Source organism: Paenibacillus sp. FSL K6-3182, from assembly GCF_037976325.1.
Taxonomy (GTDB): Bacteria; Bacillota; Bacilli; order Paenibacillales; family Paenibacillaceae; genus Pristimantibacillus.
Genome location: NZ_CP150265.1, coordinates 3254339 through 3278760, shown reverse-complemented (window position 1 = coordinate 3278760; position 24422 = coordinate 3254339). Strand labels below are relative to the sequence as shown.

The following is a 24422-nucleotide window of genomic DNA, read 5'->3' as shown; positions in this document are numbered from 1 at the left end:
GATCTAGCTTCATTTGTTGAAACTCGAAGATTCGTCCCTGGCGTTTATTTAGTTTCTTGCACAAAAAAACTATCTCTCACTAGTGCCAAACGCTCTTTAAAATCCTTGCCCTTGAAATCTGAAGGCAAAGTTATAGTTATATTTGGTATACCTTCACCATTGTCCGTTCCTGTAGCGTTCACGAAATATTTGCCGCTTGCTCCTGTAGAGTTATTTCCAGCAGCCACTAAATAGTTATAAGGCATATCTCCTGAAGCTGTTTTTCTTATTAATCCTGCTGGTGTTAGTGCAGTAGTAGAACCGTCTGTGTGATAAGCAATGGTACCGAACTGCCCTGGAGCAAATTCCCCCATGCGCAATACTTCACCGTCCGGCCCATCCACATGGAAGCCGTTGGCATCCGTGTACACTGACTTGTACTTGACTCCTTTTAGAATGCTAGCTTCCTTTGCTGCTTGCTCAGCATCATTTGCTTTTTTTGTCGTATCTGTCTTAGCGGCGACTAGGTTATTAGCAGCTTGAGTGATGCGAGCCTGTTCTTCAGCCGTTACGATTCCATCAGCATGAGCAATTGGTTCCTCTTACGCTAGCAGCGCTTTAGCTGCTGCAACCGCCTCTGCTGCTTGTCGTGCCGCGGTAGCTTTATTCTGAGCGTCAAGCGCTGCCGCTTCAAAGGCTGCTTGCTTCGCTGCATTCGCTTTTTGTTGAGCAGCTGATGGTGTTTGTTTTGTGCTCGGATCATAGCCAGGATCAAAAGTAGTTTCCGAATTAATTCGAATAAGATTTGCATTTAGTATGCCTGCATTAATAACATCAGCCGTGAAGCCCGATCCCTTGCCAAATGTTCGCCAGTTCCAATTGCCGCCAACCTTTTCAGATGCGATGGCAAAGATACCAGGGCCAAGATACAATGCGCCATAATCTGGACTGTTCATATCCGTGTTTTCAAGTAAAAAGCCTTCATTCAGTAGCAACTCAGCACTCGCATACGCACCTGACGCAACAAGCTGATTTTTAAGAGTGTTTATCTTTCCTTCAATCCAGCCCGTGCTAATGCGCCCACCGCCTGTTGTCACACTCTCAACAACCCTTGCTGTATCTTGCATTTTAGTCAATGTATCTGTGGGGCTTGGAAGGAAATTAGCTAGTACCACCCGTGAACGTTCGGGAGATAGAGGATACTCCTCGTATTCGACAATGCGAGCCGTCACTTCTATTTTTAAATCCTCTTCATCAATGTGTACTGTATCGCCAATCTCGAAAGCTTCACTTTCTCCGTATCCCTTAACGCCTTTAAGCTCAGTAACATCCGCAACATATGAAAGCAAATACGTGTCAACGGTAGTTAGATAAGCCTAGCCCTTGGTCTTCAGCACTTGTAAATCCTCAATATCATCAAATGTCACCAGCCACATTTGGGACGCGGGTACAAGCCAATATGAGGACTATCAATAGGCTGCGGTAAAGAAATTCCATCTTTTCCGTACACAAAAAGCCGAGTAATGACACCTTGGCTCTCTTTAGTGCGGGATATGCTCTTAAGGTTTTTTCGGTAGCTGATCCATACGCCATTGTCCGCACCGATATGTTAGATTAAAATTGTCCCGTTTCATTTCTGCATCAGACAATGCTATAAAATGATTTAGTCCCCATGTTGCACTCTTACGCTCTACTGTAAAGTCATGTAAGGACGTAACGGCTGCTGCATTGCCTTTAAATCGAGTATTAGCTAATATGCCGTCTACGATAGCGTAAGCTGTAGCACCTGTATATTGAAGCAGCGGCATATAATCGGTTATGAGCTCCGTACAAACATGCTCAGCAAAAACCTTAGCAATCAATTGTCCAGAAGCGTCTCTGCTCTTATTATTCGTTCGGATAATAAAGAGCTGGCCGGATACCTTAACGATATTTTCCTCCTCAAGATACGGAACGGCTTCATCGGTGTATGGTACAGAAAATTCAAGGTGTAATCAGCATTGATTCGCTGGAAGATGCGCGGCCCTGGATCAATGGTGTTTCGAATGACAGCAAGTCCGAAATGAGAGAAATCCGTTTCTAGCTTGTCATAAATTACAATAATGTTATCGGTCATTCATCCTCGCCTGCCTCAACAGTGTCCGTATAACCTTGTAACCTCATTTGGTTTTGATAGGGGTTAGGCACTTCAGACAGCTGAAGCATACCGTTGTCTACCCTAAACTTATAGAACGTCAGCATTAGGCATTCCCTCCTTTCAAAGCTGAAACCTCAGCTTGTAGCTCAGCAATTTGCATCATCAGCTCAACGAGTACGTTTGATAATTAATAATAAAGATTGATCTTTTTAAATAGGTTCGATAATTTATAATAAAGTTTGATACAATTACGTCGACAAGATGGATTATGACAATTCAGCAATCGGGCCATCTTGTGTGAATTTTAGGAGTGAAGAAATGAATAATTTTTTTACAGCATTAACTTATGTAAATAAAAAGATTTATGAGTCGAATCACTTAACTGTAAAGTCAGTTCAAGAAGAAAAGCAAAATTCTAAGTATGGTGCTGGTACATTTCAATTATCTTCTAAAACAGTTCGATTCAGAGTTTCGAATATAACCCCTACCAAAGTAGGGCAGTTTGTTGCATTTTGGGAAAAGGACGAAAATAATCAAAATCAACCTTACTTATATGAGGAAGCCCCTGATTTATTAGTTATAACTACCTTTAAAAATGAAAATGAGTTTGGGCAATTTATTTTTCCAAAAGAAATTCTTTTAAAACAGAACATTCTTAGGTCTACTTCAACAAAGGGCAAAATGGCAATAAGAGTTTATCCTAGCTGGGACAGTCCGAGTAGTAAACAAGCGATGAAAACTCAAAAATGGCAGTTACCCTATTTTGTTGATATGTGTATTCCGAATCAATTTCCCTTAGAAAAAGTAATAGAACTTTATTCTCTTTAATCCTCCGCAATCGGGCGCGATTGTTGAAGATCATAGCCAGAAAATGATCAAACTTTATTATAAAAACTTCACGCCTGTTAACAAGAAAAGAATCCGTTTCATTATGAAGTGCACCCCTTAGAATAGACATTGGAAAAACCCCTAGGTTATTCCGATGAAATTCTAGGGGGTGTATTTTTGTGGCGGTTAAAGGGCAAAAGTTAAGCATTATGAAGATACAACGAAAGTGGAGGCAATCCGCTTACATGTTGAAGAGGGATGGTCGTATCAAAAGATAGCGGATCAGCGAGGACGTCGTGAGGAATACATAGATCAGGATAGATACGTTCAAAAGCTTAAACGAGACAATCAGATGCTAAAAAAGTGTTTGGAAATCTGGATGCAGGAGGTACAAAAACGAAATATCGTGTCATTGAAGCAGCAGCAGAATCCTACCCTCTTACTGAACTCTGCAAATGGTTTGGCGTCTCCAGAAGCGGATACTACGCCTACTTGAAGCGCAAAGTTATAGATCGCGATGAAGATCTCAAGGCATTAATTAAACGAGTGTATACGAAGTACAATGGCGTATATGGATATCGGCAGATTCAAATGCATTTGCTTCAAGACTATGAAAAACGTGTGAATCACAAGAAAGTTCTTAGGCTTATGCAAGAGATGGGGATTCGCTCTAAGATTGCGTCAGAAGCGACGTCAGAGCTATAAAACCACAGTAGGTGCACGCGTTGCGGCAAACCTGCTTCAGCGGGAGTTTAAAGCGGATAAGCCTAAACAAAAGTGGGTAACGGATGTCACTCAATACCGCGTGGTCGATACATGGATATATTTATCTGCCATTAAGGATTTGTATAACGGAGAACTCGTAGCTTCTCATATGAGCCTTCGTAATGATAACCAACTCGTCCTACAAACCTTTGAGAAAGCGTTTAAAAAGGAAAAAGACGTGACTGGATTGATCGTTCACAGCGATCAAGGATTCCAGTTCGCGTCCTACGATTACCAAGACATGCTGCTGAAGGTTGGCGCCCGAATCAGTATGTCCCGCCGAGGCAATTGTTATGACAATGCCTCTATGGAGAGCTTCTTTTCGCATTTAAAAGCGGAAGCACTCTATCCTTATCATATCCGAAGTTTAGAAGAGGCACAAAGGAGAATTGAAGAATATTTGCATTTCTATAATAACGAGCGACCGCAGAGAAAACTAAAAAAACTGATGCCTGTTGCTTACAGACGTCAGCTTTCTGTCTAGGTGTTTTTTGCAATGTCTACAAATAAGAGTCTTGACCAAAGCAACTTTTTTCGCGGCGATCTTTTTTTACAACTTTTTGGTGCATCCATTTTTTTAGCCACCCCTTAATCCCAATTCCAAACAGTTAATATCAGTTCTGACTCTTTCTGCTTAGATTCAACTAGCCGCTTCCATTTTAAACTCACCCCTTCTTGGTCATCTCTATCCTTTTGCCAATCTCTTCTCTTCCAGTTAAATGGTATCTAGACAATATTAATGATAAAACCATGCCTAGCAATGCTTTGATTTAAATAATAAAGAAGAATCTTAAATAAGAGAGAGAAATAAATAAATTAGGTGTACAATACTAATAGACTCCTGTTAAGGAGTAAAAATAGATATGAGGTGTTCCCTTGATTCCAGAAGGTATTAATTGTTCTGTGTTTTTTGATGAAATTAAACAAAAACCAAAAAGTAACTCCACATTATTAATAAAAGGGATTGTCAGTTCAGGATTTAAAATTAAAATGAACCTGGAGTACTCAGGGGTAGAGCTTATCGATAACAGCAACGCCATGATGCCGGACGAAATTTTAAATTTACTAAACGAAGATTTAAATGAAATTTTCGGAAACGGACCATTTGATAAGAAAGTATTAAAACAAGAAATTAAAAACCTGAATATGCTGTATTATGTAAGATATAATGGTAAAGCATATCGAAGCGATGAATGGGATGCTATGCAGCCAGAAGACTTTGCACAAATGTAATAAACGCCATCATTTATAACGATATTGAAAATCCAACTCACATGCAAAAACAGGAAAAAAGCCTCCCTACTATTATGGAGACTTCTCCCTGTTTGTGAGACAAGAATGGCAACCAGTTGTAGAAATCCTATGGATTTTAGCTCTCTGCCTATGGCTTTTCATTGACTACAAATTAGGGTCTCGCCCAACCGTGTATTATCAATTCCGTTCAGTTACCTATTTGCATATCCTTCAGCCCCATCCCGCTTGTCATATCGATACGCCTCTCAATATAAGACAACCCAATTAAAAAAAAGATACAAGGATTTTTAAAATAATGAAATATCCAAGAAATGCTTTTTTTCTTATTTTGGGTAAGGTTCACCATAATGGCTCTAACTGCGAATAATTCGCGTGATCTCCTTAAGCAGTACTCGTATTGTTCAATGAACTTTTAACATTTCATAATTTTTTTAAAAGCATTCAAGAAAAATCAGTAGAATATAAGCAAGAAACTTTTATAAAGGTTGCTGAGTCTTTTAGTTAATCAGATGTAAGCAATGAAAAAAACCCTCCTCTAAATGGCTTTTGAGGGGGATTTTCTAAATCTCATTCTTTATTTTAAAGATGTAAAAAGAGGAACCAATTGTTAGGCACGCCAAATGTGTTTGAAATCAATCCAGCCGAGCGAATTGATCCGGACTCCTTTTAAAGAAGGATGGTAGTCGGTATAAAATTTACTATGAAGCAAGAATAAGACCTGGTACTCCTCCCGAATTCTCTCTTCAATTTCTGTGTAAATAGCCATTCGGTCTGGCGAATTCCTGCAAGCAAGCGCCTCATCAAATCGATCAAGTGTCCAAACCGAAAGCTCCGGCGTCATCAGTCTCTTCAAGAAGCTGTCTTCCTGTTCACAGCTCTCGATCAAACTAACCTCATCCTCAGGAAATACGAGCGAATACAGCGTCAAATCAACCTCATCCAGCACATTCTCCGGTGACTCAACACGAACCTGCATCTTAATGCCATAGTCGGTACACTGCTTCTGAATCCATCGGGCATCAGCCTCATTACTCGTATGCGAACATAACGTAATCGGCGATTGATTGAATCCGTATCGGACAATCTGCTTGCGCAGCTCCTCATCACAACCTGTTTCCCTTATTCCTTCAAAAGGTTCTGATTTAGGGAAAAAACCTTTGGCCAGCATATACCGGTAGCCTCCAAGTTCGCGAATCATTCGATTCCGGTCAAGCAGCTGATCTAAAATAGAGCGGAACATCTCCGACTGCTGAAGTCCTGCTCTCTGCATGTTAAAGCTCAGCATACTCGTACAGACGTTCTTGGATTCAAGCTTGATCCAGCCGTTCTCTTCCATCACAGCCAGCTGCTTCGGATTACAGATAAGTTGCTTCCAACTTGCCACATTGGCCTTAAGAGCTTCATGCTGCGGTACATGTACGATTTCGACCTGGTCCAAAAGAGGACGTGATTGAAAATATTGTACATTTGCTTCAAGCAGCAGCCTTGCACTGTTCCACTCTTCAATCTGGAAAGGGCCTGTGCCAATGGGACGCTTCCAGAACATCTCTTCGCTTTGCCCCAGCAGGCCTGAGGGCAATATTGACATTACAACGGAGCAGGCATATTTGAGAAATAACCAGTTGGGTTTATGCAATTGAATGCGTACAATCCGTTCTGATATGGCTTCGACTCTGTCCAGCGACCGCATAATCCAGCTATTAATTTTTCCGCTTCTCAGACGTTCTATCGTAAAGACAACATCAGCTGCGGTAAGTTCAGTTCCGTCATGGAATAATACGCTTTTCCTCAGATGAAAAGTCCATGCAGTAGCATCCTCATTGCATTCCCACTCATGGGCGATACAGGGCAATATCCGGCCCGTATTCTCCTCCAGCACGACAAGTCTGTCACAAATCTGCTGAATGATATGCGCATCAAATGAAAAGATACATTCTGCCGGATCCAGGGTCATGATCGTCCTTGTAATAGGAAGGCGCAGCACATCGGCCAGTTTCCCCTGCTGTTTGTGGAAGCCAAAGCTGCCTCTCATCCACTCCATAAATTTCTCATTTGCCGCCGTTCCTTCCCCAAAGTTCTGGAGAAGATGAAAAGCCTTATTATAATCACCGTCTTCGGCATACTGTCGTGACAGATCCAGAAGCAGCTTCTCCCGGTCTTTCCGGAAGGTAATCTGTGATCGATTGCCCCTGCCTCTTCCTGCCTTCCACTCAATGAAGCCTTCCTCTGACAGTTTGCGGAGGACAAGCTTGGCATTTCGTTCCGTACAATACAGCGCCTCAGCTATTTTCTCAAGTGATGCCTCTGCCGCTGCCCCAGCTCCAAGCTCACTCGCAAACCGCCCGTATAGCGTCAAATAACGTTCAATTGTTAACATCGTAATTCCTCACCTCACTTAAAAGAGGAAATCTATTGAGCATATTCTACACTCTTTACACCTTTCTTTCACCTGTATAATGAAATTAACAAGCGAGGTACCCTAACCAAATTCCAAATTTTACGTTTTGCTATGTCGAACAAATAAAATGCAATATTTAATTAATGATATAGTACTATCTCCCTTGAACGAAATATATTATGTAATCGTTTTAAAAGTTTACGATAACCAGCTAAACTTAATTTACTTAAGAATTTGACGTTTTTAATACCAGTTTACAGTGAGTGATTCGCAAATTCGCAGGAAAACATCCTGACGGCTCTTTTTTCTGATTTACTTTTAATTTTATACTACTTATCAATCTATCATTTCAATGTATCTCAAAAAAAGGCATCATTTAAGTCACAATCTATCATCCTCCAGCATTTGATACAGAGTCTAGTGAAAGCGAGGTGATAGATATGTCTTCTGTAGGTATTCCTTTAGAACCTGATTTAGTATTAGTATCCTGGACAAGAAACCCGCTAATCCCCGGTTCTGCTCGCAAAATTACTGCTTCCCGTGTCATCGGCAGTGCTAAACCTTGTGAAAGCAAACTAACTTCAGGCTCGCTCCTTATCCCTGCAATAAAATGCTTGAAGAAGAACGGCTTTATTGTAGTTGTTAGCAAGAGAACAACAGCTGTATCCGGCTATTTACTGTTACAACGCGGATAGCATGATTTTTATTCATGATTTGGTTTATGAATTGGCTCTTAATCGGGGCCCTTTTTTTAGTTTCCCCTCATTCTGGTTCTAACGATGTAACACTTTAGTTGAAGTTTCAATTTCTGATTCTACATCAATCCAATAATATCAGCCTATTTTTTGCTCAAATTGTGTATTCTTACTTTGTTTTGTATGTTAAAATTTAGTGGAATTATCAAAGAATTTGTCGAGAGAAGGCATTGCGATGAGTAGAAATAGAAATAGAAATTATATAATCGAATTTTTTCTATTAACTTTACAGTTAATAGTTATTGTTTTAAGTTTTATTAAATTAGCAAAACAAGACGACTCAGAATCTTGATTTTCAATATGAACCAGTTTCATAATTAATTAATCCTACATATGTCCCCTACCACACGAATCACACGAATCTTGATCACGAACACATGAAAGAGCCTACAGATTTATCCGAAGGCTTTTCATCTTCACTTATTTCATTGCCATTGCGTTTCAACACTTTAGCTCTTAGGAGTCTTGAAGTGGATTGTTTTGAGAAGCCATAGCAGCAGCTTGTGCTTGTTGTAGTAATTGTTGTGCTGCTTGAATGTCTTGTTGTTCTTGTTTCACTTGTTGTTGAGCCTGCAAAACATGTTGAATCTCCGTTTGCAGGAGCTGTTCCGCTTCTAGTAATTCTTGACTCTCTACTTGCATCAATTGATGCGCCACCTGAACCTCTTGCTGTGCTTGCTCCAATTGTTGATTTTCTAGAAAATCAGCAGCATCCTTTTTCACGCTCATTGAATGAACCTCCAATAATTATTGTTATAGTCCTTTATTGCCCAATAATTATAGTGCTCATATTTACATTTTTTATGCTGAAAATGATTTCGGTTTAGGTATTACCTGTCTTTAATAAGGAGCAGTACATCGATTTATAAAATTAATCTAAGGATGTGATCACTCATGGACTCAGGTCTCTTGATCATATTCAGCGTTACTGGTGTTTCTCTTAATTGGAACTGTAATTACCAAAATGATATTAAACAAACAACTACCTAGCAATAACTGCACTCCTTTTAATTGCATAATGGCTCAATCACATGTGGAGTTTCAATAAGAAAAGTAAGAAAAAATAGTGAACTATACTTATGGTGATGATTAAAGTTAGTTCTTCAATACCCGATAATGTAGTAATCGTTAGCAAAAAATCTTCATTACTCAACCAAAATAAAGAGGGGCTTGCTCAGAAGTAGATCTATCTACGTTTGGAACAGCCCTTGCTTTGTTTGGTTGATAAGGCTTTTCTTTGATTTCACTGCTTCCAACAATGCTCTCTCCTACTAGACCTATAGCTAACGAACCCAGCAGCTCTTATTTAACCCATTTATAAGGGATTAAAATTTTAACGAACTCCAGTATCCTTATTTCGAGAAAAGTAACGCATAACACCATCTTCAGCAAGCTATAACGTCTATACGGTTCGTTAAAACTTCAGAAAGGCAGTTTTATGCTAAATAAGCAGGATACAGTTCGTTAGAGATAGATGTGAGCTTAGGATGATATGCGATTTCAGTGAGATCAGTGAGACGAATGAGTGAAATGAATCCGAACGTGATTGCCGTCAGGTTTGGATAAAAGGGTTGGATAAATTGTATCTACTATAGTTCTCATATTTTAGTATTATCGGTTTTTTAAAAATAGTATGTTGTACCTATTTATTACTTTTATGTATGTCAAACGAATCGAATAATAATACAGGGCTTTAGCCCACTCCATGCACTAGACATCTGCATATGATGGGTTAGAACCTATATTTAAGGAGTGGATAATTTGTATCAACCAAGCAACGTCAGTCCAGTTCAGAGTAATCCCGTTCAAATTCAAACTGTATCGGCCATTGATCCTTATGTAGTAGAAGCCCTCATGCGCTTAACTGGTCGCTGCGTATTACTCGAAACAACGAGGGGAGCAATCGAAGGATCTATCATTGACGTAAAACCAGACCATGTGCTCCTGCAATTACACAGCCGTCAGGCTTGCGTTCGAATCGCTGAAATTGTATGGACAATGCCATTATAAATCGAACAAAGGGGCGCTCCCCTAGTAGGCAAACCTACTTGGAGAGCACCCTTTTTTCTTATGAATGCTGTTACTTTATTTTGTTAGACTCTGCATCGAGCATTCTCAAAAAAAACCTGTAATCATCCACTATTCAAATGGTATAATTCCAATAATTAGGTAAAGAAGGTGATGCTCCTGTTTTTCGCCAGCGAATTCAATCCATGGAAGGCTTTGCTTCATTTATTCATTTCGTTGTTTGATACTACGCTAGCAAAATATCTTTTCTTCGGGCTCATGCTCCTTGTATTTGTATTACTCTCCTTAAAGAAACGATCCTATGGAGAAGAATCTCCCAAGATGAAAGAAGCAGAACAGGTCGCAGAAAAAGTTGCAAAATATACAGGTCGACTATTAATGTTTGGCGCAGCAGCATTTGTTGTATTTCAATTAACAAGAATATACATCATTGATTAGCTCGCGCAACAGCTTTGGCTGCTCCAAACTGCAGACGATATATAACGATTGCAACAACAATTACAATACTTAGTACAACAAAAATATTACTGTACACATACGCTGTTGGATTCGTCACAACCGGATTTAAGTGAAAGGATGATGAACCTTTATCAAGCAATTTGCCAATTAGGCTCATCGCAATGGCACCAGAGATAAAGTTGATCATCGACAACAATCCCATGCCTACACCCGTCTCTTCTTTCGGTAACGTCCGAGATATCGTATTCGACAAAATAAAGCGTATCCCATATGCTGAATTCCTACTAAATCTCCAAATTCTCCATCACAAAGGGCTCTCATCGGCTAGTGACATATATAAAAAGTCTCTATAACAAACACCCAATCAAAAAGAAAAAGTGGAGCATAACCTATAGAATCTTCAATTCAAAGGAGGTGCTATGAAAAATGTCCAGTCACGTTGGCGGTGCTTTCACTAACACTGGTACGATTCTGGTCCTTTTCATCTTGTTGGTTATTATCGCTTGCACTTGTGGTGCATTCGGCGGTTACGGCAGATAACCCTCTAAACACTGAGCTTCTATATTATCCTCATACACTTCCTCCGAAGACCTACTCGATAGGTCTTCTTTTTTTCTCCGTTACATTCATTATATATTCGAAATTATCCGTTTTTGCACAGTATTGTAAACCTCATCCTATCCGATACTGCAAGCTGTATTGTATGATGGTTTCAAATGACTAGAAATGGAGACACATCATGAGATCATTGTTAGCCGCATTACTCACCCTAACCCTTATCCTCACAGGATGCGGACAATTCATTATCAGTTCTGATTCAAACCCGGCTTCCACTGCTTCAGAGTATGGAATGACGATTCATTTGCCTACTGATCGTTATCCGGAGACGATGGCGCATATTGCAGCAGCCATTCGTGCAGGTGCTTCAGCGGTTTGTACGATCGATCGAGATGGCGCTAACGCTAATCGTGAAGCCTCGTTACGGAGTATTCCAACCAAAAAGGGCTATGATCGAGATGAATGGCCGATGGCCATGTGCAAAGAAGGAGGTGCTGGTGCGGATATCGCTTATGTTTCTCCTAAGGATAATCGCGGCGCTGGTTCGTGGATTGGAAATCTTTTGACTGATTTAGAGGACGGAACGCGTGTATTATTCGTTATTGATGAAGCGATGGAGCAGCCGAAGCCAACAGAAGAAACCGTTTATTATGCCAATTGTGCAGCTGCTAAAGCAGCTGGGGCCGCACCTTTACATAAAGGAGACCCCGGATACTCCTTAAAATTGGATCGTGATAAAGATGGAATAGCATGCAGCTGATCATATATACTCCTTCTCACGAGGCCGATTTCTGCTTGCTTGGCTTAATCGTCAACAAGGCCAGTATGGAGCATAGCAATGCAAATCCCGCAAACAAATAAAATAGCAATGCTTCGTTTTTGAGCAATACTGATGCAATCAATGGACCTACGGCTACGCCTATAAAACGCGTGCTGCTATACAGCGAGGTAATGGTGCCTCGCTGTTTTTTCTCTATCCCTTCCGTTATTAAAGCGTCCAAGCTCGGCAAGGCTAATCCAATACCAGCTCCGCTTATAAACATAAAAGTAATTAGAAAAAATATCCCTTTTGTATTGATGATTCCACAAACCAGCATCATCCCCGCAAGTACAGCAGTGCCGATGACAATAAACCACTTCATTTTCGCTTTGTTTTCCCCTACAATTTTTCCAGTGATAAACGAAGCAAGGCATATGGCGCTTAAAGGAATGGCTAGCAGCAATCCTTTCCAAATGCCTTCGATATTGTAATGGTCCTCTAAGACCGATGACAAGTAATATAGAAATCCGAACATAATGAACATTGCAAGACCACCGATGGCAAAGGTTGCATAAAGCCAGTGCCCCTTCTCAGCGAGTATCGATTTAATGGATTGAAAAAACTTTTTTAAACTGCTCTCTTCTTTTTTCTTTTGCTTTGATTTAGGCTCCTTTACGAGGAAAATAACCCCAATGATTGAAATTAATGATATGAACGGAATAACAGCAAGAGGCAAGTACCATATAACTAGGGCAAGCGCCGAACCTAATACCGGACTGAGCACTTTTCCAAATGTATTGGAGGTCTCAATCATCCCAAGCCCACTGCTAACTTCCTCCTCACTCTCGAACATGTCACCTACTAACGGAAGGACAATTGGAAAAGCGCCTGCAGCACCAATCCCTTGTATAAATCTTCCTGCCAAAATGACCGCATAAACGTGGGAATGCATCAACCAAGCAGCTAAGCCTGATATCAGTCCTCCAATCGCTGCAATGGACAAGCCTATAATAATGACTATTTTCCGTCCGTAACGATCTGACAGATACCCAGCGATTGGAATACAAATAATCGAGACTGCAGCATAAACCGTTATGATTAAGCTCGACTGCACAGAAGAGATATTCAGTTTTTTCTTCATTAAGGGCAATACGGGAATCAACATTGAGTTAGCGAGCGTCATAATTAATGGGATGGATGCTAAAGCTGCTAAGTCCCACTTTTTTTTCACAGATGTACTCCTTTCTTATTCGGAATGGTTTGACGCATCTGGGTTCATTTTTAATGCCGAAGATGCAAGGTTTTTAAAGGCTCTTCTGCAGGCCCCTCCATCACATCGCCATTAATCGCAAATCTAGAGCCATGACAAGGACAATCCCATGTGCGATCCCCATTATTCCATTCCACTTCACAGCCCATATGTGTGCAAGTTGTGTCTACGAGAAATAATTTTCCATCTTCTGATTTATAAGCTCCTGCTCTTTTTCCATGCAAAAGCACGACACTGCCTTCATCCAGTGCCAAATCCTCCGCACGCTTATGAGCCATTTCGAGTTTGCCAGCGATAAGATGCTTCGCCACATCAGCGTTATCTACAATAAGATTCGCGATCGTTCCGAGCGACATCGAGCGTGAAGGCGCATAAAGCTCCTCATATGCATTATCCTTCTTCATAATTAAGTCTCTAATAAGCAAAGCGGCGGCTGTGCCATTCGTCATGCCCCATTTACGATAGCCCGTCGCAACAAAAACATTAGTGGAAGATTCCGTTATTCGGCCAATATACGGAATTTTATCACCAGTAACAAGATCCTGGGCCGACCAACGATACGCAATTTCCTTTACCCGAAAATGCTGCTCCGCGTATCTTTTCAGCTCCTCATAATAATTAATTGTACAAATCCCTTGGCCTGTTTTATGGCTTTGACCGCCAATGAGAAGCAGCCTTGTGTTTTTCGACGTTTCTACATAGCGAATGGAGCGCTTCGGGTCCTCAGCGCTTATGTACATGCCGCCTTTAATGTCATCCTCAACATGAAAGCCGAGTACATAAGAACGATCTGCATGCATTCTTGAGAAATAAAATCCATGCCCATCAAAGAATGGAAAATGAGTACAAGATACGACATGCTTACATTTGATACGGTGTCCTTTGCTTGTAATCACTTCCGGCAATGGGCCTGTTTCTACGTCAATAGCTGTCGTTTTCTCATAAATAAACCCACCTGCTTCCACGAACTTCCGCACAAGCTCATACAAATATTGCAATGGATGAAACTGCGCTTGATCTTGCATGATGACAGCCGCTTTGACTGGGATCTGCAAAGGAATTTGATCGGTGAAAGAGCCAGGAATGCCGAGCGACGAATAAGCAGACATCTCGTTCTCAAGCTTAGTTATGTATGCCTCTGAATCGGTATAAACATACGCATCCTGTACGGAATATCCGCATTCCATTTTATGCAGCTTGATTGTTTCCTTAATGAATTGAAGGGCGTCATTGTTCGCTTTGTAATATAATGCTGCCTTTTCCGCTCCAGCTTTCTGCATAAGTTCATCATAAATAAGATCATGCTGCGCTGTTATCTTCGCAGTTGTATGCGCCGTTGTTCCATTAAGAAGCTGACCCGCTTCTATGAGGGCAACTTTAAACCCTTCCTGAGCTAATAAATAAGCAGCTGTTACACCCGAAATCCCGCCTCCAACGACGGCAATATCGACTTCTATATTTTCTTCAAGTATGGCGTATGAAGATTGCCGACTCGAAGTTTCTGACCAATAAGACTCCGGAAATTTGGGTAAATCATATGTTTTCTCCATGACCATCACCTCCTAGAAATAATGCACCTTAATTTGTACCAATCGCTATTATTTCATTCTAAAAATAATGATCTGCTTAAGCCAAAAGCATAACCAATAGTCATTTGGACAGTTTATACAAGAGAATGATGAAAAAGGAGGCGTTTTACGTTGGAGAGCTCATTCGAGCATTCTTTTGTGCCGATAACGACTTCTGCTAGTGGAAATGGACTTGCTTATCGGCCTGATGTTTATTGTTACTCAATCCAATTCGTCAATATTTGTTTTGTTGGTGATCCAAAGAAACCAGAAGCGGGCTGGGCTCTTATTGATGCAGGCATGCCAGGATCCGCGCATAAAATTATTAAAGAAGCAGAGGAACGCTTTGATTCCGCTCCTCAAGCGATTCTGCTTACTCATGGCCATTTCGATCATGTCGGTGCCATTATTGAATTGATTGAACACTGGAATGTGCCCGTGTACGCGCACAAGCTGGAGCTGCCCTATTTGACCGGAGAATCCGATTATCCGCCCGCGGACTCCTCTGTACATGGCGGTCTCTTGTCTGAGCTTTCTACTTTCTTCCCCCATAAAGGAATTCACCTCGACGACAAAGTACATCCCTTTCCAACAGACGGCAGCGTGCCGGGAATGCCAGGCTGGAAGTATATTCATACGCCGGGGCATACACCAGGACATACTTCATTTTTCCGTCCTGAGGATGGCACTTTGATTGCTGGTGACGCATTTGCAACTGTTAAGCAGGAATCGCTATATAAGGTCATCACACAGGAGCAGGAAATTAGCGGTCCCCCTAAATACTTTACGACGAATTGGAAAGCCGCCGAGCAATCCGTTAGAAATCTCAAAGATCTGAATCCGAATTTGGCGATTACCGGTCACGGAGAACCGATGTTTGGCGCAACCTTGTCTGATAATCTCAAGCTCCTAACGAAAAAATTCAAAGAAATTGCGGTTCCGGAGCATGGACGTTTTGTTCCAGACAATAACCAGATACATTAGTCAGTTTACTTAAAAATAGGACGGAGCAGCTGCTTAATCTGCTCCGTCCTATTTCTGTTTCTACCTAGAGTGCATCTTACAATCTTGTCACCTTTAATGTCACTCTAATCGATGGCTGCCTATCGTCTTTTTCTTTATGATAGGAAATAGATTATTGAATATCAGAGGAGGCAACCACTTATGAATCAATGGTTAAAAACGATAAGAACTGTCGCTGCTGTAATTATTGTTGTAATTTTCACAGGGAAAGATTCCTTTTAAAATAAAGTCCAAACCATTTTATATTCAAAGTAAAGATTAGGAGTGTATGCTGCTTGAACCCTATTTCTGAAAACAAACGAATTGAAACGCTTGATTATTTGCGAGGTTTTGCTTTAATTGGCATTCTACTTGTCAATATTTTGCCCCTTCTTAACGTAGCGCCAGCTGAAGCGGGGACTGCTAATTGGTATATGTCTCGTATCCTAGATTTGACGGTAGAGTCGCGTTTCTATGTCATATTCACCTTTTTATTTGGCGTAGGCTTTTATTTATTTCTATCTAGAGCGATCGAGAAAGGCAATAACGGCTACCTTTTATTTATTCGCCGGCTTATTTTTTTGCTAGCCATAGGATTTGTTCATCAGAAATTCCATCCTGGAGAGGCCTTGTTTCTTTACGCAATTGCCGGCTTTATCCTTCTTCCTTTCTACAAGCTTAAACCAAAAATCAATTTGATTATCGCTTTGGTGCTTATACTTCCTGCCGCCTTTCTAGGAGGCAAACTATTGCTTATTCTACCTTTATTTCTGCTTGGGCTTGCAACTGGACAATATAAGGTGTTTCAACGTCTTGCAGAGTCAAAATCTACGATTCGTAAGCTGCATTGGATCTCTTTTGCAATGGCCGCTGTTGGTACCTTTATCCAGTACCGTATACTACCCGAGCAAAATTTTATGGTGATTGAGGAAGGCAGCTCTTCATCTGAAATGATAGCCATGCAAATATATCAAGGGGCAGCCGCATTTATAGGTCTTCTTGTCGCTTTATTTTATGTCACGACTCTCGTTCGGGCTGTTCAACATCCATTTATTCGTACGCTGCTCAAACCTTTAAGAGCCTATGGCCAAATGGCATTAACCAACTATTTAGGGCAAACGATTATCGTGCTTATGGCGGCAGCATTTTTTAATTTAAATGGCATGCTTAGCGCTATTCAAACGACACTGCTTTGCATCGGCATTTATATTATCCAAATGATATTCAGTATGGTCTGGCTTTCCTTTTTCAAAATGGGACCGATGGAATGGATCTGGAGAATGGCAACCTATTGGACGATTCCGGCCATTCATAACGAACGCTATTGTAAACAAACCGACAAACATTTTTAATGCTGCGTTAAGGTTCATTTTTTATACTAAGAGACATCAACCCCACTGTTGATATATAGATCTAGGACACCGGCCCGCAGCGATGCGGGTCATTTTTTTGTTTGTTTTGGGCCGTTTGATTTCATACAGCAGCCTCTTTGTCCCTTCAATTTTTGGAACCATGTCACCCATAAAAACGTTATTACCGAATATACTCTCAAGAAGTGACTGCTTGCGAAGGAGGTTTTGCCCTGGCAAAACCTAAGCTTTAGGAGGCGATTAATGATGGAAACGTTCGGCAGAGGCTGTCTTTACATTATTCTCGGTGTCTTGATCGTGATGGTGCTCGCTGTTATTGTTGGCGGTACAATTACCATTCCGTGGTACATTTTTATCCCCCTTGTCGTACTCGCATTTTGGGCTGCATCCAAGAAAGGCAAATAAACTGCTCATTCCATAGCATGATTTCTAAACTGCATCACAAAAAGAGAAGCCAACGGATGATCCGCTGGCTTCTTGCTTATTTTGTAGAGGATGGCAGAAGCTTAAATCGCTTAACTAACTGCCTGCCTTCACCTGCGACAGCAATATGACTCGCGCAGCCGGTTCCCAACTAGCGGTTAACCCAAGCTCTGCGGACAGATCCCGTATTTGTACATAACCTGTTGCTTCGGACAAAATCGAGTCGAGCTCTTTGCCGTTTACGGTAACCTTTTTCCCCGTCCAATCAATCTTCGCTCCGAGCGCTTCACCAAGCAGCCTTGCCGGTACCCAAGTTGTACCCTTGAGCAAGTAACCCTCTGAAATAACCTCCCCCTTGTACAAAACGACAACAAGCTCTGCATCCTTCAGCTTCTCTGGCTTAGGCAGCGGTGTGCTTCCTAAAGCATCATATTTTTTCAACCCATACTGCAAAATAATGGCTTTTAATTTGGCTGGATAAGCCGGATCTGTCGCATAGCCGCATGCGTACAGCATGTCAGCTTGCTGTTCTGGCGTCACTGCCTTGCGAACACGCTCATAGCGCGAAGTAGCCAGCAGCAAATCCAAATCCTTATAAAAATGATAGACGCTCTCATAGGCTCGGAAAGCAGCGCGCGTATTCTCGCTTCGGCCATCGACGACCTCCCATGTTCCTTTAACGACCGCTTCTCCGTGCCAATATGCATTCGTCTGTCCGCTGCCCACCTTGATACCGCCTAAGTTGTACCACGGGTGAATAACACCGCCGGTTTCAAGTACATTTTGCGCTAAACGTACGGATGGAAACATCGTTGATCCTTCTCGCTTTATTCTTATAACCGTCGGAGCTAATTGTTCAATAAATTGTTGTTTCGTCAGCTGTGCCATCGTCTGTCTCCTTTCTGCTGTCCACTTTGGCTTGCCATCTATTACCCTGTCCTTATCTTTGTATGCTGTGAAAGCGCAAGTGGCAATGGACAAAGTGGTATGAAAGGTCGACTCTACCACTATGTTTTTTTGTATTTTAAATATAAAAGGGCCGCATCCTCAGATTATTCATTCTGATGGAGCGGCCTTTTCTGTATGAATGGAATACTATAGGAGTCCATAAAAGCGGCGAGTATTGGCTAGCATTATTTCCGCAACCTGCACAGCTGGCAGCTGCTTTATATTCGCAATATGCTTTGCTGCATCTGCAGCCATTGCAGGCCGAGTCTGCTGACCCGCATAGATTCCCTCAAACGGCCATGGCCCATCCGTCTCCACCATCAGCAGCTGAGTGGGATACTCTCTTACAAGCTGCTGTATTTCTGCCTCGTAAGCGACGTCTGGCGTTACCGACACCATGTAGCCGCTTGCCGCCATTCGGCGGATAACCTCAGCATCGCCCTTGAACCAATGAAAATGCGCTCTGCGAACGCCATGCCGCTCCAAAATGTCGCAAGCTTTGCCGGCGTCCTCATATACTGCATGCAATACAATTGGACGATCAAGTTCGGCAGCCAGCGCAGCAAACCGATCCAACAGCTGCAGGTATGGATTCTCATCAAAAACGATATTTCCCCCAGCTTGCTGCGCTTCTGTTCGCGTATAATACGGCAGCCCTACTTCGCCAATTGCAAACCGTTCCCCTGCTTCATGACGCAAACGAATCCAATCGAATAGCTCATCAAGCTCCTTATCGGCAGGTATGGGCTGCTCTGGGTGGAAACCATAAGCAGGGTGCACACGTCCTGCGTAACGCAGGGCAATGTCACGGTTCACAATAGACGATTCCAAATGCATAGATACGGCAATCACAGCTGCTACACCTTCTGCGAACGCACGCTCTAGAAGCTCATCACGCTGCTCTGCTTCATACAAATCAATATGAATATGCGCGTCTATGCATGTGCCTTCCTGCTGAGGAGATTCCGAGTACAATTGCCCTTCGCGCGGACCATTGCTTGTTTGTATCGCCATCTATACGTTTCCTTCCTTCGCACCCGTCTTAAGCAGATCATAAATGCGCTGCTTCATCGCATAAAACCGTGGGTCTGTCCATAAAGACTCATGACGCGGACGCTCGAATGGGACTTGAAATTCCTCCAGCACCACTGCCGGCGATGGTGACAGCACAATAATCCGATCCGATAGAAACAAAGCCTCTTCAATACTATGGGTAACGAGCAGCACCGATCTTCGGTTCAGCTCCCAGATCGACATAAGCCACTGCTGCATTTGCTGCCGCGTCAAGGCGTCCAGTGCGCCGAACGGTTCATCCAGCAGCATGAGATTCTGCGGAGCAAGCAGTGCCCGGAGGAAAGAAACCCGCTGCTGCATTCCTCCAGAGAGCACATGCGGATAAGAATCCGCATATTCCTGCAGCCCGATTCGCTCGAGCCATTCCTTTGTCCTCGCCTTCGCGAGTTTTTTATCAACGCCAGAGATCGTAAGAGACAACTCTATATTGCCTGCAACGGTTTGCCATGGAAGCAGCGACGATTGCTGCGGCATATAGGAAATATGTCCGCGTTCGCCCGTCGTTTGCTTGCCATCGATCCAAATTTCGCCTTCCGTAGGACGTTCCAAACCGCCGATAATTTGAAACAAGGTTGTTTTTCCGCTGCCGGACGGCCCTACAATCGATACGAACTCCCCATCTGCTATTGAAATGGATAACCCGCCAAGCACTTCTTTGCTCATCTGTCCTTTGCCAAACTTCATTCGAATATTTTGCGTTTGAAGCGTCACTGAATGATGCTCAGCACGATTGACCACTGTCAGCTCACCTCTTTCTCAGGGCGCCAACGTATGACAAGACGCTCCGCTAAGGTTATTAGCCCAAATAACGTCAAGCTGATCGCAACAATAATGATAACTGCTGCAAACACTCGATCAGGCATAAAGCCTTTGAACGAGATGATCATAAATGCGCCAAGTCCTTTGTTCGTGCCTATCCATTCGGCCACAACTGCACTGAGTACGCTGTAAGAGGCCGCAATTTTCAAGCCGGAAAACAAATGAACAATCGCATGAGGAAGCTCCAATCTCCAGAACAACTGCCATTTGCGAATGCCGATCATTTGCAAATAATTACGAAGCTGCGCATCGGTGTTCATGAGGCCGCTCAGCATGGCAACTGTGATCGGGAAGAAACACACCATGATCACAAGCAGCACCTTTGGCAGCATTCCATAACCTAGCAGCATCGTCAAAATTGGAGCGATCGCAATGATGGGAACGTTTTGCGACAGCACGAGCAAGGGGTATACTGCCGATCGAACCCCAGGAATTAAATGCAGCAAAGCGGCGAGCACGAAGCCCACCGCCGATCCTCCCACAAAGCCGAGCAGCATGATTTTCACCGTTGCTCCCGTATGCATCATTAACCTTGGCCAAATTTGGATGGCCTCTTGTACAATTGAAATTGGTGATGGAAACTCCCATTGTTGAAATAATCCAAGCCATGCAGCTGCCTGCCAGCAGACGAGCAGCACGATCAGCAGTGCTGCCGGCTTCCAAATTTTCGGCCAAATCGATTTCTTATTGCCCATCTGGATATTTCTCCAGCAGCCTGCCCATGGAAGCGCCGTTTGCCGGATTGTAGTAAATTTTAATTTGTGAAATAACGGACGGGCAGCCCATCTCCGCCATCGCCTCGCTCATCGACTGCACGACGCTGAGCAGATGGCTCAGCTCACCCTCCATCGTCGTTTCAAGCGGTGCTACACGATAAGGAACACCTGCCGCTTTAATGATTTCAATTGCACGATCCACGTAAGGAATAACACTTTCGCCGCCTGGCGTTGTCGGTAATATTTGAATACTTACTAATGCGTTTGCCATTTGATTTCCTTCTTTCTCATCGTTGTAAGTGAGAGCGGGCTTTCCCGCCCTCCATATGTTCGAATAGCTTATTGTGGTAAAAATTCGTTCGTAAATGCCTTCTCCGCTTCAAGCTCCTTCTCCAGCAGCTTGTGCTCAAACATCCATGCCGCATAGTTTTCCCATACGCTTAACTTCTGTTCGCCCCAGCGCGGCGCGTCATCTTGATATTTGGAGCTTAACCATTTTTGGCTGGCGCGCACAAGCTCTGCGTTCAAATCCGGCTCTGCTTTTATTAAAATTTCTGCTGCATCCTCCGCATTGCTGATCGCGTATTGGTAGCCCTTGGATACGGCAGCAGTAAACGCTTTGACTGTTTCCGGCTTATTCTTAATCAAATCTTCGTTCGTCACGATTACCGGCGTATAATAATCCAGTTTGTCGCTGTAGTCTGTTAAATAAACCATATTGATCTTCTCGCCGCGCAGCTCTGCTTCCACGCCAGTCCATGCGTAGTAAATCCATGCAAAATCAATATCCCGTTTCACTGCCGTAAAAAAGTCGCCGTCGCCGATGCTTATCATATTTACTTTGCTCACATCTGCACCCTTCTCCTGCATAAGCGATTGAATGACCGCCTCCTCAACAGGAGCGCCCCAGCCGCCATACGTTTTCCCTTCAAATTTCTCAGGTGAATCGATTCCCTTTGCAAGCGGAGAAGCAAAACCTGAGGTGTTGTGCTGAATGACAGCGGCGATCGATACGAGCGGCACGCCGGCAATTCTCGCCATCGTGACAGACTCCTGATAGCTTACGCCAAACTGCACATTGCCCGAAGCGACCATTTGATCGGCACCGCTTTGTCCTGGTTGAATAATTTCAACATCCAAGCCTTGCTCCTTAAAAAAACCTTTATCTCTAGCTACATAAAGTCCGGTATGATTCGTATTTGGTGTCCAGTCGAGTACAACCTGCACCTTCTCTAGCGGCTTGTCCGCTGTTCCCTCTTGCTCTTTCGGCTGTTCGCCCTTGTTCCCAGCGCCACCGCCGCAGCCTGCCAGCGCCAATACGAACACTAGCATCGCGGCCACGATTTTCCACGACAAATGCCCTGTTTTTTTCTGATTCATGATGTTGTTCCCCTCTCCATGCTTCGATTCTTATAGGCGACGACTCCTCGTAGTATCCGGTTCCATGGCTGCATCATTCTAATCGCAACAAAAAAAAGCGTCCCCCTAATCCGGAGGACGCCATATCATTGGCTGTGCAGCTGTTTATACAGCAAATGCTTGATCAATTTGATCTCGCCTGCTTGCAAAACAGAGCTTCTGTCCCTACGCTGGCATTATCCAGATCAGGTTTAACGGGTCGGAATTGTATAGAAAATCCCCTCTCAGCCGGCCTAACCAGCTCCCCGGAACATATTCGGTTTCGTCAATACCATTCATTGTATAGCAAAACCCGCATTTAATGCTAGTTTTTTTTGAAAATGATTATCATCAAGCCGCGATACTCATCCTCTTACTATGCGGCAGCCAGAACGTGCAGCTCCTGCACCCGCTGTCATTGCCCTAGATCAACATGCTCATCCAGCCATTCAACCTTTGCTTCTTCAGCAGCCTTCGAACCTTCTAAGTCTGCCGTATCTTGGATCTCTACTGCAGAAGCAAGGCGTCCATATACGAGCAAATAAGCAGCTGTCAGCTCTTTTGACATCTCTTCAGACGTTAGCCGCTCTAGCAGATGGATGTATTCTAGCTGCTCCTGCGGTTTATTATCCGCACGTGTAATCTTCACATAGGTAAAACCGGCCTGCAAATAAAGCTGGCTAACTTGTTCTGCTGAGTACTGTGATGTCGCTTGATGCTGTGCTTGTGCATTAGCAGGATCTAAATATTGCCGAATATTGTCGAAATAATAGCGATTGGCAAAACACCCGACTAGCCAGCCGCCAGGCTTTAGAAGTCGAACTAGACTTTTCATTGCTTGCGGTGTCCCGTATGCATGAGCATCTCCGATTACGATGCCGTCAAAACCTTCAACAGGCAGCCTCCAATCCTTCGGATCATTCGAGCGGAATACGGTAATTCCCGAAGCTTCTGCTACTCTAGCCGCCAGCTCGTTACGTTCAACTCCGTACCATATTGCGGTTGAGAAATGCTTTTTCATATGCAATATCGTAGCTCCGCACCCGCAACCTATTTCCATAATCGAGCAATTCTCGCGTCTGTACTCATGCGATTCCCGCTCAATTACGGTACTTAAATCCATTCGTATATACGTTGCATCACCAGGGTCAAAGCCCCATTTGGACATAAAAACAATAGCATTTTTTCTGAAGTTTTGTACATATTGTTCTGGCTCTGAGCTAAAGGAGATGCTCCCGTAATGATGAATAAACGTATCGCCGCACAGCATCAGCTTATATCCCGCCAGCCGGAGCCGCAGGCTATAATCATCATCTTCAAAGTTGCCGATACCGAAGATTTCGTCGAGCGATCCCGTTTTCTCCCATGCTTCTCTCCGCAGCAAAAGGCAGTAGCCGACCAGCTTCACGCGCTCCTCCCATTTTGTTCTGTCAGGGTTGGCATGCAGTGCCGAAGCAAACAGCTCCATTTCATCTATCGTCGTATAGGTGACCGGGATCGTCGTCCAGTAGGAAGCCGAATTCGTAACGGGGCTGACCGCCCCGATTCGTTCATCACTAAATAAGCAGCGCTTGAGACCGTCAAGCCAGCTTGGCGTTACGATTGTATCGTTATTTAGCAGCAGCAGAAGATCGCCCGAGGCCGCGGCCATTCCTTGGTTGCAGCCCTTAGGAAAACCAGCATTGCAGCCATTGTCGATTACGATGATATCGCTCTCGCTTTTAGCCCATTTTACCGTATCATCCGTCGAACCATTATCTACAATAATCAGCTCATAGCTGCCTCTCTGCGTATGTCTCCGAACACTCTCCACACATTGCTTCGTGTATTCAAGCTTATTGTAGGTAACGAGAATAATGCTTGTCATGCAGCTATTGGCATCGCTCACGCGTATATCCTCCTCAAGCAAGTAT

The 24422-nt window shown here is 43.2% G+C and carries 28 protein-coding genes, 1 pseudogene and 1 riboswitch; of the genes and pseudogenes, 12 read left to right on the top strand and 17 right to left on the bottom strand.

Annotated features, from left to right (window positions below; translation table 11 throughout):
- Positions 1-44: 44 nt before the first annotated feature.
- The 5 genes from MHH56_RS14165 to MHH56_RS14145 all read right to left on the bottom strand — a co-directional run bounded on the left by MHH56_RS14165 (position 45) and on the right by MHH56_RS14145 (position 2220).
- On the bottom strand, positions 45-410 hold the full coding sequence (locus MHH56_RS14165) for a hypothetical protein (RefSeq protein WP_339208884.1): 366 nt from the start codon (positions 408-410) through the stop codon (positions 45-47).
- Positions 411-581: 171 nt separating this feature from the next.
- The gene (locus MHH56_RS14160; RefSeq protein ID WP_339208883.1) at positions 582-1328 is read right to left on the bottom strand and encodes a phage tail protein; all 747 of its coding nucleotides are present in this window, start codon (positions 1326-1328) and stop codon (positions 582-584) included.
- A gap of 210 nt (positions 1329-1538) precedes the next feature.
- Positions 1539-1841, bottom strand: a complete 303-nt coding sequence (locus MHH56_RS14155) for a hypothetical protein (RefSeq protein ID WP_339208881.1) — start codon at positions 1839-1841, stop codon at positions 1539-1541.
- Positions 1838-2095 (bottom strand): hypothetical protein, encoded by a 258-nt coding sequence (locus MHH56_RS14150; RefSeq protein ID WP_339208880.1) that lies wholly within the window; start codon positions 2093-2095, stop codon positions 1838-1840. The genes MHH56_RS14155 and MHH56_RS14150 overlap by 4 nt, the downstream gene beginning before the upstream one ends.
- A complete protein-coding gene (locus tag MHH56_RS14145) occupies positions 2092-2220 on the bottom strand; it encodes a hypothetical protein (RefSeq protein WP_339208879.1) in 129 nt (42 codons plus the stop codon). Before MHH56_RS14145 ends, MHH56_RS14150 begins: the two co-directional genes overlap by 4 nt.
- Positions 2221-2434: 214 nt before the next feature.
- Between MHH56_RS14145 and MHH56_RS14140 the strand changes: the two genes are divergently transcribed.
- From MHH56_RS14140 to MHH56_RS14125, 4 genes are all read left to right on the top strand, one after another.
- Positions 2435-2944, top strand: coding sequence for a MepB family protein (locus MHH56_RS14140; protein ID WP_339208877.1), 510 nt, complete (start codon positions 2435-2437; stop codon positions 2942-2944).
- A gap of 363 nt (positions 2945-3307) precedes the next feature.
- A complete protein-coding gene (locus MHH56_RS14135) occupies positions 3308-3649 on the top strand; it encodes an IS3 family transposase (protein WP_339208876.1) in 342 nt (113 codons plus the stop codon).
- On the top strand, positions 3621-4193 hold the full coding sequence (locus MHH56_RS14130) for an IS3 family transposase (RefSeq protein ID WP_339208875.1): 573 nt from the start codon (positions 3621-3623) through the stop codon (positions 4191-4193). The genes MHH56_RS14135 and MHH56_RS14130 overlap by 29 nt, the downstream gene beginning before the upstream one ends.
- A 392-nt stretch (positions 4194-4585) precedes the next feature.
- Positions 4586-4942: a hypothetical protein gene (locus MHH56_RS14125; RefSeq protein WP_339208874.1), complete on the top strand. Its 357-nt coding sequence runs from the start codon at positions 4586-4588 to the stop codon at positions 4940-4942.
- A 628-nt stretch (positions 4943-5570) separates the two neighbouring features.
- Here the strand turns inward: MHH56_RS14125 and MHH56_RS14120 are convergent.
- Entirely contained in the window at positions 5571-7340 is a 1770-nt protein-coding gene (locus MHH56_RS14120; RefSeq protein ID WP_339208873.1) for an ABC transporter substrate-binding protein, read from the bottom strand.
- Between the two features lie 461 nt (positions 7341-7801).
- Between MHH56_RS14120 and MHH56_RS14115 the strand changes: the two genes are divergently transcribed.
- The gene (locus MHH56_RS14115) at positions 7802-8056 is read left to right on the top strand and encodes a hypothetical protein (protein ID WP_339208871.1); all 255 of its coding nucleotides are present in this window, start codon (positions 7802-7804) and stop codon (positions 8054-8056) included.
- A gap of 516 nt (positions 8057-8572) precedes the next feature.
- On the opposite strand, the gene MHH56_RS14110 is transcribed toward MHH56_RS14115, so the two are convergent.
- Positions 8573-8845 carry a hypothetical protein gene (locus tag MHH56_RS14110; protein WP_339208870.1) on the bottom strand — a complete coding sequence of 91 codons (273 nt, stop codon included), beginning with the start codon at positions 8843-8845 and terminating at the stop codon, positions 8573-8575.
- A 1032-nt stretch (positions 8846-9877) separates the two neighbouring features.
- Between MHH56_RS14110 and MHH56_RS14105 the strand changes: the two genes are divergently transcribed.
- On the top strand, positions 9878-10126 hold the full coding sequence (locus MHH56_RS14105; protein ID WP_339208868.1) for a DUF2642 domain-containing protein: 249 nt from the start codon (positions 9878-9880) through the stop codon (positions 10124-10126).
- Positions 10127-10571: 445 nt separating this feature from the next.
- Here MHH56_RS14105 and MHH56_RS14100 read toward each other — a convergent pair whose 3' ends face one another.
- Positions 10572-10856, bottom strand: a complete 285-nt coding sequence (locus tag MHH56_RS14100; RefSeq protein ID WP_339208866.1) for a hypothetical protein — start codon at positions 10854-10856, stop codon at positions 10572-10574.
- Positions 10857-11029: 173 nt separating this feature from the next.
- Between MHH56_RS14100 and MHH56_RS14095 the strand changes: the two genes are divergently transcribed.
- The 3 genes and pseudogenes from MHH56_RS14095 to MHH56_RS14085 all read left to right on the top strand — a co-directional run bounded on the left by MHH56_RS14095 (position 11030) and on the right by MHH56_RS14085 (position 11921).
- On the top strand, positions 11030-11143 hold the full coding sequence (locus MHH56_RS14095) for a YjcZ family sporulation protein (RefSeq protein ID WP_339208864.1): 114 nt from the start codon (positions 11030-11032) through the stop codon (positions 11141-11143).
- Between the two features lie 199 nt (positions 11144-11342).
- Positions 11343-11765 (top strand): annotated as a pseudogene (locus tag MHH56_RS14090) (NucA/NucB deoxyribonuclease domain-containing protein); the annotation flags it as partial.
- 9 nt (positions 11766-11774) lie between these two features.
- Positions 11775-11921, top strand: a complete 147-nt coding sequence (locus MHH56_RS14085; protein ID WP_256710905.1) for an excalibur calcium-binding domain-containing protein — start codon at positions 11775-11777, stop codon at positions 11919-11921.
- Between the two features lie 16 nt (positions 11922-11937).
- Here the strand turns inward: MHH56_RS14085 and MHH56_RS14080 are convergent, their stop codons facing one another.
- A complete protein-coding gene (locus MHH56_RS14080) occupies positions 11938-13152 on the bottom strand; it encodes an MFS transporter (protein ID WP_339208862.1) in 1215 nt (404 codons plus the stop codon).
- A gap of 50 nt (positions 13153-13202) precedes the next feature.
- Entirely contained in the window at positions 13203-14747 is a 1545-nt protein-coding gene (locus MHH56_RS14075; protein ID WP_339208861.1) for an FAD-dependent oxidoreductase, read from the bottom strand.
- Between the two features lie 144 nt (positions 14748-14891).
- Here MHH56_RS14075 and MHH56_RS14070 point away from each other — a divergent pair, with 144 nt between their 5' ends.
- From MHH56_RS14070 to MHH56_RS14060, 3 genes are all read left to right on the top strand, one after another.
- On the top strand, positions 14892-15743 hold the full coding sequence (locus MHH56_RS14070) for an MBL fold metallo-hydrolase (RefSeq protein ID WP_339208860.1): 852 nt from the start codon (positions 14892-14894) through the stop codon (positions 15741-15743).
- Between the two features lie 314 nt (positions 15744-16057).
- Complete coding sequence (locus MHH56_RS14065; protein ID WP_339208859.1) at positions 16058-17113, top strand: DUF418 domain-containing protein; 1056 nt, start codon at positions 16058-16060, stop codon at positions 17111-17113.
- A 261-nt stretch (positions 17114-17374) separates the two neighbouring features.
- Positions 17375-17536, top strand: a complete 162-nt coding sequence (locus MHH56_RS14060; RefSeq protein ID WP_179089800.1) for a hypothetical protein — start codon at positions 17375-17377, stop codon at positions 17534-17536.
- A gap of 114 nt (positions 17537-17650) precedes the next feature.
- Here the strand turns inward: MHH56_RS14060 and MHH56_RS14055 are convergent, their stop codons facing one another.
- The 7 genes from MHH56_RS14055 to MHH56_RS14025 form a co-directional block, all read right to left on the bottom strand.
- Positions 17651-18442, bottom strand: coding sequence for a glucosaminidase domain-containing protein (locus MHH56_RS14055; RefSeq protein WP_339208857.1), 792 nt, complete (start codon positions 18440-18442; stop codon positions 17651-17653).
- Positions 18443-18649: 207 nt separating this feature from the next.
- Positions 18650-19516 (bottom strand): TatD family hydrolase, encoded by an 867-nt coding sequence (locus MHH56_RS14050; RefSeq protein ID WP_339208856.1) that lies wholly within the window; start codon positions 19514-19516, stop codon positions 18650-18652.
- Positions 19517-20314, bottom strand: a complete 798-nt coding sequence (locus MHH56_RS14045) for an ABC transporter ATP-binding protein (RefSeq protein ID WP_339208855.1) — start codon at positions 20312-20314, stop codon at positions 19517-19519.
- A 2-nt stretch (positions 20315-20316) separates the two neighbouring features.
- Positions 20317-21090 carry an ABC transporter permease gene (locus MHH56_RS14040; RefSeq protein ID WP_339208854.1) on the bottom strand — a complete coding sequence of 258 codons (774 nt, stop codon included), beginning with the start codon at positions 21088-21090 and terminating at the stop codon, positions 20317-20319.
- Positions 21080-21382 (bottom strand): MTH1187 family thiamine-binding protein, encoded by a 303-nt coding sequence (locus tag MHH56_RS14035; protein ID WP_054028091.1) that lies wholly within the window; start codon positions 21380-21382, stop codon positions 21080-21082. Before MHH56_RS14035 ends, MHH56_RS14040 begins: the two co-directional genes overlap by 11 nt.
- 68 nt (positions 21383-21450) lie before the next feature.
- A complete protein-coding gene (locus MHH56_RS14030; protein ID WP_339208852.1) occupies positions 21451-22491 on the bottom strand; it encodes an ABC transporter substrate-binding protein in 1041 nt (346 codons plus the stop codon).
- A 182-nt stretch (positions 22492-22673) separates the two neighbouring features.
- Positions 22674-22788, bottom strand: a riboswitch (TPP riboswitch).
- Between the two features lie 136 nt (positions 22789-22924).
- Positions 22925-24397, bottom strand: coding sequence for a glycosyltransferase (locus tag MHH56_RS14025; protein WP_339208851.1), 1473 nt, complete (start codon positions 24395-24397; stop codon positions 22925-22927).
- Positions 24398-24422: the final 25 nt, after the last annotated feature.

Coding starts and splice junctions, on each gene's coding strand:
- MHH56_RS14030 (WP_339208852.1), bottom strand. CDS start 22,491: ATGAATCAGAAAAAAACAGGGCATTTGTCGTGGAAAATCGTGGCCGCG.
- MHH56_RS14110 (WP_339208870.1), bottom strand. CDS start 8,845: ATGAGCGTGAAAAAGGATGCTGCTGATTTTCTAGAAAATCAACAATTG.
- MHH56_RS14050 (WP_339208856.1), bottom strand. CDS start 19,516: ATGGCGATACAAACAAGCAATGGTCCGCGCGAAGGGCAATTGTACTCG.
- MHH56_RS14150 (WP_339208880.1), bottom strand. CDS start 2,095: ATGACCGATAACATTATTGTAATTTATGACAAGCTAGAAACGGATTTC.
- MHH56_RS14095 (WP_339208864.1), top strand. CDS start 11,030: ATGTCCAGTCACGTTGGCGGTGCTTTCACTAACACTGGTACGATTCTG.
- MHH56_RS14140 (WP_339208877.1), top strand. CDS start 2,435: ATGAATAATTTTTTTACAGCATTAACTTATGTAAATAAAAAGATTTAT.
- MHH56_RS14060 (WP_179089800.1), top strand. CDS start 17,375: ATGATGGAAACGTTCGGCAGAGGCTGTCTTTACATTATTCTCGGTGTC.
- MHH56_RS14040 (WP_339208854.1), bottom strand. CDS start 21,090: ATGGGCAATAAGAAATCGATTTGGCCGAAAATTTGGAAGCCGGCAGCA.
- MHH56_RS14115 (WP_339208871.1), top strand. CDS start 7,802: ATGTCTTCTGTAGGTATTCCTTTAGAACCTGATTTAGTATTAGTATCC.
- MHH56_RS14085 (WP_256710905.1), top strand. CDS start 11,775: ATGGAGCAGCCGAAGCCAACAGAAGAAACCGTTTATTATGCCAATTGT.
- MHH56_RS14055 (WP_339208857.1), bottom strand. CDS start 18,442: ATGGCACAGCTGACGAAACAACAATTTATTGAACAATTAGCTCCGACG.
- MHH56_RS14035 (WP_054028091.1), bottom strand. CDS start 21,382: ATGGCAAACGCATTAGTAAGTATTCAAATATTACCGACAACGCCAGGC.
- MHH56_RS14120 (WP_339208873.1), bottom strand. CDS start 7,340: ATGTTAACAATTGAACGTTATTTGACGCTATACGGGCGGTTTGCGAGT.
- MHH56_RS14075 (WP_339208861.1), bottom strand. CDS start 14,747: ATGGTCATGGAGAAAACATATGATTTACCCAAATTTCCGGAGTCTTAT.
- MHH56_RS14145 (WP_339208879.1), bottom strand. CDS start 2,220: ATGCTGACGTTCTATAAGTTTAGGGTAGACAACGGTATGCTTCAGCTG.